The 6495-nt window shown below is 74.3% G+C and carries 6 protein-coding genes; 3 read left to right on the top strand and 3 right to left on the bottom strand.

Annotated elements, in window-relative coordinates; translation table 11 throughout:
• A partial coding sequence (locus ACFV5N_RS23045; RefSeq protein ID WP_385603022.1) for a glycoside hydrolase family 6 protein occupies positions 1-827 on the bottom strand: 827 nt, incomplete at its 3' end.
• A 242-nt stretch (positions 828-1069) separates the two neighbouring features.
• Here ACFV5N_RS23045 and ACFV5N_RS23040 point away from each other — a divergent pair.
• Positions 1070-1816, top strand: a complete 747-nt coding sequence (locus tag ACFV5N_RS23040) for a hypothetical protein (RefSeq protein ID WP_385603019.1) — start codon at positions 1070-1072, stop codon at positions 1814-1816.
• Between the two features lie 30 nt (positions 1817-1846).
• On the opposite strand, the gene ACFV5N_RS23035 is transcribed toward ACFV5N_RS23040, so the two are convergent.
• Positions 1847-2497 carry an HAD family hydrolase gene (locus tag ACFV5N_RS23035; RefSeq protein WP_385603017.1) on the bottom strand — a complete coding sequence of 217 codons (651 nt, stop codon included), beginning with the start codon at positions 2495-2497 and terminating at the stop codon, positions 1847-1849.
• A 67-nt stretch (positions 2498-2564) separates the two neighbouring features.
• Complete coding sequence (locus ACFV5N_RS23030) at positions 2565-3680, bottom strand: PucR family transcriptional regulator (RefSeq protein ID WP_385603015.1); 1116 nt, start codon at positions 3678-3680, stop codon at positions 2565-2567.
• A gap of 185 nt (positions 3681-3865) precedes the next feature.
• Here ACFV5N_RS23030 and ACFV5N_RS23025 point away from each other — a divergent pair, with 185 nt between their 5' ends.
• The gene (locus tag ACFV5N_RS23025) at positions 3866-4795 is read left to right on the top strand and encodes a proline dehydrogenase family protein (protein ID WP_385603012.1); all 930 of its coding nucleotides are present in this window, start codon (positions 3866-3868) and stop codon (positions 4793-4795) included.
• Positions 4796-4826: 31 nt separating this feature from the next.
• Positions 4827-6458, top strand: coding sequence for an L-glutamate gamma-semialdehyde dehydrogenase (pruA, locus tag ACFV5N_RS23020; protein WP_385603009.1), 1632 nt, complete (start codon positions 4827-4829; stop codon positions 6456-6458).
• Positions 6459-6495: the final 37 nt, after the last annotated feature.

Genomic DNA, 6495 nt, shown 5'->3' with positions numbered 1-6495 from the left:
GTGTCGATGACCGCGCCGAACCGCGCGTCGCCGAGTTCGCCGAGGACCGCCTCGGCGAATGCCGTCTCCTCCGCGGTGGTGCGGTAGTTGGAGGTGTTGGTGTAGATCCCGTCCCCGGCCTCGACCCCGGCGTCGCGCAGCCGCTGGGCGATCGCCGACGGGCTGTGCCAGGCGGAGTGCCCGGCGTCGAAGTAGACGCGGGCCTGCGGGTTGGCGGCGCGGATGATGCCCGCCGCCTCGCCGAGCGCCGCGTACCGGGCGCGGAGCTGCGCGTCGTCGAGGCAGTCGGTCAGGGCGATGGCGTCCGGTTCCAGGATCACCACCGCCGGGCCGCTGCCCAGGCCCTCCGCGAAGCCGTGGGTCCAGCTCAGATAGCTGGGGAAGTCCGGCGCCCCGCCGGCCGAGGCGCCGCCGCAGTCCCGGTCGGGCAGCACGTACGGCACCAGCACCGGCACCTCGCCCGCCGCCTCGGCGGCCCCGGTGACGGCGGCGACGTCCTCGGTCACCGACGCCGGCCGGTAGGTGGCGAACCAGATCGCCTGCGGCTGGGCGGCGATCCGCGTCTCGATCAGCTCCCGGCGCGGATCGCCCGGATTGGCGGCGACCCACTCGTGCACGGCGCCGGGGTAGTTGTGGAAGACGGTGTCCTGGGGCAGGTCCGCGGCCGTGCCGCGCTCCTCCTGCGGCGAGGGCGTGGCGCCCTGGGCGGGGGCGAGCAGACCGAGCGAGAGCAGTCCGCCCAGGGCCGCCGCGGCGGTGGCGAACAGCAGGCGGGGGCGGGGGGACCGGATGCGGGAGCGCGCGTGCGGGAAGTGTGGGGTGCGCACGTGATCGTTCCTCTCGGGATGTGGGGGGACGGGTGTTCACTGCGGGGGAGCAGCACACATGGGAGCGCTCCCACCGGACCCTTGAAGCTAGCGGCTGACGCGCGTCCCGTAAACCGGTCCCGCACGCCGTCTGCGCCGTCCGGGTGGCGGGCCGGGCGGGGCGGGCTGGGCAGGCCGGGCGGCACCGGGCCGCGGCCGATCATGAGGCTTCCGGAGTGCCGAGACCTGGGGAGTGACGCATCGTGACCACCGCCACGCGGCGCGCAGCACAGGGGCGGGCGGTGGCGCCGCTCCTCGTCCTGCTGCTGCTCGCCGCCTGTTCGCACAGCTCGCGGGAGACCTCGCGGGTCGCCGAGGAGAGCACCGCGCCCGCCAGCCCGGCGCCGTCGCCCTCCATCGATCCGGCGGAGTTCGTGGACGAGATCGACAATCCGTATCTGCCGCTGGCCCCCGGCGCCGGGCACCACTTCGCCGGGATCTGCCCCGGGGGAGCGGCCTCGATGGGGACCGAGGTGACGCAGGAGCGGGAGGAGATCATGGGCGTGGCCACCCTGGTGGTGCGCGAGCGGCGGACGTGCGAGGGCGAGCCGGCCACCGAGGTGCGGCAGTTCTACGCCCAGGACGCGGGCGGCAACGTCTGGTACTTCGGCCGCGACGCGGGCGGCGCGGACGGCAGCTGGCGGGCCGGCACCGACGGTGCCCAGCCGGGGGTGGTGATGCTGGCCGAGCCGATGGTGGGGGAGATCTACCAGGAGGAGTTCGTGCCCGGCGTCGCGGAGGACGAGGCGCAGGTGATCAGCATCAGCGAGGACGTCACGATCAGCCTGGGCCGGTTCAGCGAGGTGCTGAAGATCCGGGAGTCCAGCCGGCTGGACCCCGGGGTGGTGACCGAGAAGTACTACGCGAAGGAACTGGGGCTGATCCGCTCCCAGCGGGTGCAGGGCGGCGACAACAACCTGGAGCTGGCGGAGATCACCGGCGTCGACTGAAGGCCGCGCCCCCGGGACCGGGGCCGGGGATCAGCGCGGCTGCCCGATGACGTGACGGATGGCCGGGGCGACGTGTGCGGTGACGTGGGTGGGCCGGTACGCCGCCTCGCGCCACGCCCGTCCGCCGGACACCCAGACGCTGCGGGCCCCGATGGCCAGCGCCCCGCGCACATCGGCGTGCGGCGAGTCACCGACGACCCAGGCGCCCGGCAGCGCGGCGCCGGTGGCGTCCGCCGCCGCGCGGAAGATCTCCGGCGCGGGCTTCGTGCAGCCGAGCGCCTCGGAGATCACCCAGCCGTGGACGAGGCGGTCGAGACCGGTCCGGCGGATCTTCCGTTCCTGCTGGGCGACCGTGCCGTTGGTGACGATCGCGCAGGTCCACCCGGCGGCGACGGCCTCGCCCAGCGCGTCGCGGACCGCCGCCGCCAGCACCACGCGGTCGGCGCCGCCCAGGTCGAGGAAGGCGAGGACGGCGCTCGCCGGAACGGCATCCCCGTAGCGGCCGGCCAGGGCCGCGGCGATGTCGTCCCGGAGCCCGTAGCCGCCGGCGTCCAGCCGCATCAGCCAGGCCAGGTCGTCGGCGGGCAGCGCGTGCTCGGCGAGGAAGGCGGCAGCCGCCGCGCGGAAGGCGGTGTCCCGGTCGATCAGGGTGTTGTCGAGGTCGAGCAGCAGGAGCGGCATGTCCGGTAGTGGACCACGCGCCGTCGTCGCGGCGGCAGTGGGCCCGGCCGCCACCGGCGCGGGCCGGTCACCGTTCGGGGCCCGTGCTGTCGCGCTCGGTGGCGGCGTGCAGCCGGGCCGCCTTCAGGGCCAGGTGGAGCAGCAGCCGGTGCTCGCCGTCGGCCAGGTCGAGGCCCGTGAGGTGCTCCACCCGGGTGAGACGGTAGTAGAGCGTCTGCCGGTGGATGCCGAGCGCGGTCGCGGTGCGGGCGGGGGAGCCCGCCTGGTCCAGATAGGTCTCGGCGGTCCTGGCCAGCTCCCGGTGGGCCGGGTCGAGCAGCGGGCCCGCCGAGGGGTCGGGGGCGGCCGGCGGGAGGGAGGTGAGCAGCCGGTAGGCGCCGATGGCGGACCAGTGGGCGACCGGGCCGAGCGCCGGTTCCGCGCGGGCGGCGCGCGCCGCGCCGAACGCTTCGCGCCACGCGTCCGGCAGTTCGGCGATCGCGCCGCGCGGGGCGCCGATGCCCGCCGCCACCGCCGGGCCGGACAGCCGCTCGGCCACCGCCCGGGCGGACGCCGGCCGGACCAGCGCCGCCAGCGACCCCTCCAGCGGGCACACGGCCAGCGCCCCGGGCAGCCCGGGGGCGCCCTCGTCCCACGGCAGCGCCACCACCATGGTCAGCGGTCCGCCGACCGCCGGGCCGAGCGCCTGGGCCAGTTCGCCGGCCGCGGCCTGCCGCTGCGGGCTGGTCAGCAGGGTGTGCAGCAGCGCCCCGAGCCGGCCGCCGAGCCCGGCGGCGCGGGCCAGCAGCGCGCCGATGCGTTCCGCCGTTGCCTGGGCGTCGGCGAGCCGGGGATCGGTCAGCTCCAGCGCGCCCTCGTCGACCAGCCAGATGTAGCCGTAGACCACCCCGTGGTGGCGGGCGGGCAGACAGATCCGCCCGGTGTGTACCCCGGCGGCCGGGTCGGGCGGGATCCGGACCGGGCCGCGCGCCCGGGCGATGCCGAACCGCTCGAACCACGCCCGGACCTCCGCCGAGGAGCGCCGGTGCAGGATCGAGCGGGTGCGCACCGGGTCCATCACCCGGTCGTCCGCGCTGTCGTGGGCGCCGAAGGCGATCAGCGCGAAGTCGCGGCCCTCCAGCGTCGCCGGGGTGCCGAGCCGGGCCGACACCTCGTCGATCAGCTCCTGGTAATCGGGTTCCACCCGGTCTCCGTCCCTCTCCCGCCGCCCCCGCGTCGCGGCCCGCCGCGCTGGCCCGCACCATTCTCATACAGATGTCTGACGCCGGTACCCCGGCCGACAGACATCTGTTGATAGGCCCGATGGCCGGGCACTGCCTAGGTTGCGGAGAGCCGAGTTTCTTCTGGTGTCCGAAAGGTGAGGTGCCCGTGCTGGGACCCGTGCTTCTCGCGGCGGCGCGCAGCGACGCCATCCGGCGGGCCGTCTCCGCCGCCCCGCTGACCCGCCCCGTCGTGGACCGTTTCGTCGCCGGGGAGCGGCTGGACCAGTCGCTCGCCGCGGTGCGGGAGCTGACCGGAGCCGGCCTCGCGGTCACCCTGGACCATCTGGGGGAGGACGTCACCGACAAGGGCCAGGTGGCGCGGGCCCGCGACGCCTATCTGGCGCTGCTGGAGGGGCTGCGCGCCGAGGGCCTGGGGCAGCGGGCCGAACTGTCGCTGAAGCTGTCCGCGTTCGGGCTGCGGCTGCCGGGCGGCGGTGAGGAGTTCGCGCTGCGCTCGGTGGAGCCGGTGCTGGCCGCGGCCGAGGAGGCCGGGACGATGGTCACCCTCGACATGGAGGACCACACCGCGGTCGACGGCACCCTCGCCGTGCTGGCGGCACTGCGCGGCCGGTTCCCGCGCACCGGGGTCGCGGTGCAGTCGTATCTCTTCCGCACCGAGGACGACTGCCGCGCGCTGGCCGCCGCGGGCTGCCGGGTGCGGCTGGTCAAGGGCGCCTACCGGGAGCCGGCCTCGGTGGCGTACCAGGACAAGCGGCAGGTGGACCTCGCCTATGTGCGCGCGCTGCGCGTCCTGTTCGCCGGCGGCGCGCATCCGATGATCGCCACCCACGACCCGCGGCTGATCGCCATCGCCGAGGAGCTGGCGCGGCGGGCGGGCCGTGACGAGGACGGCTACGAGTTCCAGATGCTGTACGGCATCCGTACCGAGGAGCAGCTGCGGCTGGCCCGCGCGGGCCACACGATGCGGGTGTACGTCCCGTACGGCACCGACTGGTACGGATACTTCATGCGCCGGCTCGCCGAGCGGCCGGCCAACCTCGGCTTCTTCGCCCGTTCCCTGCTGACCCGGGGCTGACCGCCCCCTCACCCCGAAGGAGTACACGGCCATGGACGCTGTGACCCAGGTGCCGCCGCCGGTGAACGAGCCGGTCCACACCTACGCGCCCGGTTCGGCGGAGCGCACCCGGCTGGAGCGCAAGCTCAAGGAGCTGGCGGACCACCCGATCGAGCTGCCGATGACCATCAACGGGGTCAAGCGGATGGGCGGGGGCGAGCGCTTCGACGTGGTGCAGCCGCACAAGCACAGCGCGCGGCTCGGCACGTACGCCAACGCCACCCGTGACGACGCCCGCGACGCGATCGACGCCGCGCTGGCGGCGGCGCCCGCCTGGCGGGAGCTGCCGTTCGACGAGCGGGCGGCCGTCTTCCTCAAGGCCGCCGAGCTGCTGTCGGGACCGTGGCGGGAGACGATCGCCGCCTCCACCATGCTGGGCCAGTCCAAGACGGTGCAGCAGGCGGAGATCGACGCGCCGTGCGAGCTGATCGACTTCTGGCGGTTCAATGTGCACTTCGCCCGGGAGATCCTGGCGGAGCAGCCGCTGGTGCAGCCCAAGGGCGTGTGGAACCGGCTGGACTTCCGCCCGCTGGAGGGCTTCGTCTACGCCATCACCCCGTTCAACTTCACCGCGATCGCCGGCAATCTGCCCACCGCTCCGGCGCTGATGGGCAACGTGGTGGTGTGGAAGCCGTCGCCGACCCAGACCCACGCGGCGGTGCTGCTGATGGAACTGCTGGAGGAGGCGGGGCTGCCGCCGGGCGTCATCAACCTGGTGACCGGGGACGGCAAGGAGGTCTCCGAGGTGGCGCTGCCGCACCCGGATCTGGCGGGGGTGCACTTCACCGGTTCCACCGCCACCTTCCAGTACCTGTGGCGGGAGATCGGCACGCACATCGAGCGGTACAAGGGGTATCCGCGGATCGTCGGCGAGACCGGCGGCAAGGACTTCATCGTCGCGCACCCCAGCGCCGATCCGGCGGCGCTGAAGACGGCGATCACCCGGGGCGCCTTCGAGTACCAGGGGCAGAAGTGCTCGGCGGCCTCCCGCGCGTACATCCCGCGTTCGCTGTGGGAGGGCGGGCTGCGGGAGGAGCTGGTGGCCGAGACGGAGGGGCTGTCGATGGGCGACCCCACCGATCTGTCGCACTTCATGGCGGCCGTCATCGACGCGCGGGCGTTCGCCAAGAACAAGGCGGCGATCGAGCGCGCGAAGGCCGACCCCAGCTGCGAGATCCTGGCGGGCGGCACCTGCGACGACTCGGTCGGCTGGTTCGTGCGGCCCACCGTGCTGACCTGTTCCGACCCGGAGAACGAGGTCTTCACGACCGAGTACTTCGGCCCGATCGTCGCGGTGCACGTCTACGAGGACGACGCCTTCGACGCGATGCTGGAGCAGATGGAGTCGGTGGCCCCGTACGCGCTGACCGGCGCGCTGCTGGCGCGGGACCGGGCGGTGGCCGCGGCGGCGAGCGAGAAGCTGCGGTTCGCGGCGGGCAACTTCTATCTGAACGACCGGCCCACCGGGTCGATCGTGGGGCAGCAGCCGTTCGGCGGCGCCCGGGCCTCGGGCACCAACGACAAGGCCGGTTCCAAGTTCAACCTGCTGCGCTGGACCTCGCCGCGCTCCATCAAGGAGACCCAGGTGCCGGCGACCGACTATCGCTATCCGCACATGGGCTGATCAAAGACGGTCGGGAACGGCCCCGGTGGTGCACGGA

It is taken from the genome of Streptomyces sp. NPDC059853 (assembly GCF_042731495.1).
In the GTDB taxonomy this organism is placed as follows: Bacteria; Actinomycetota; Actinomycetes; order Streptomycetales; family Streptomycetaceae; genus Streptomyces.
The sequence above is the reverse complement of the archived record's forward strand: the minus strand, read 5'-3'. Positions and strand labels throughout refer to the sequence as shown.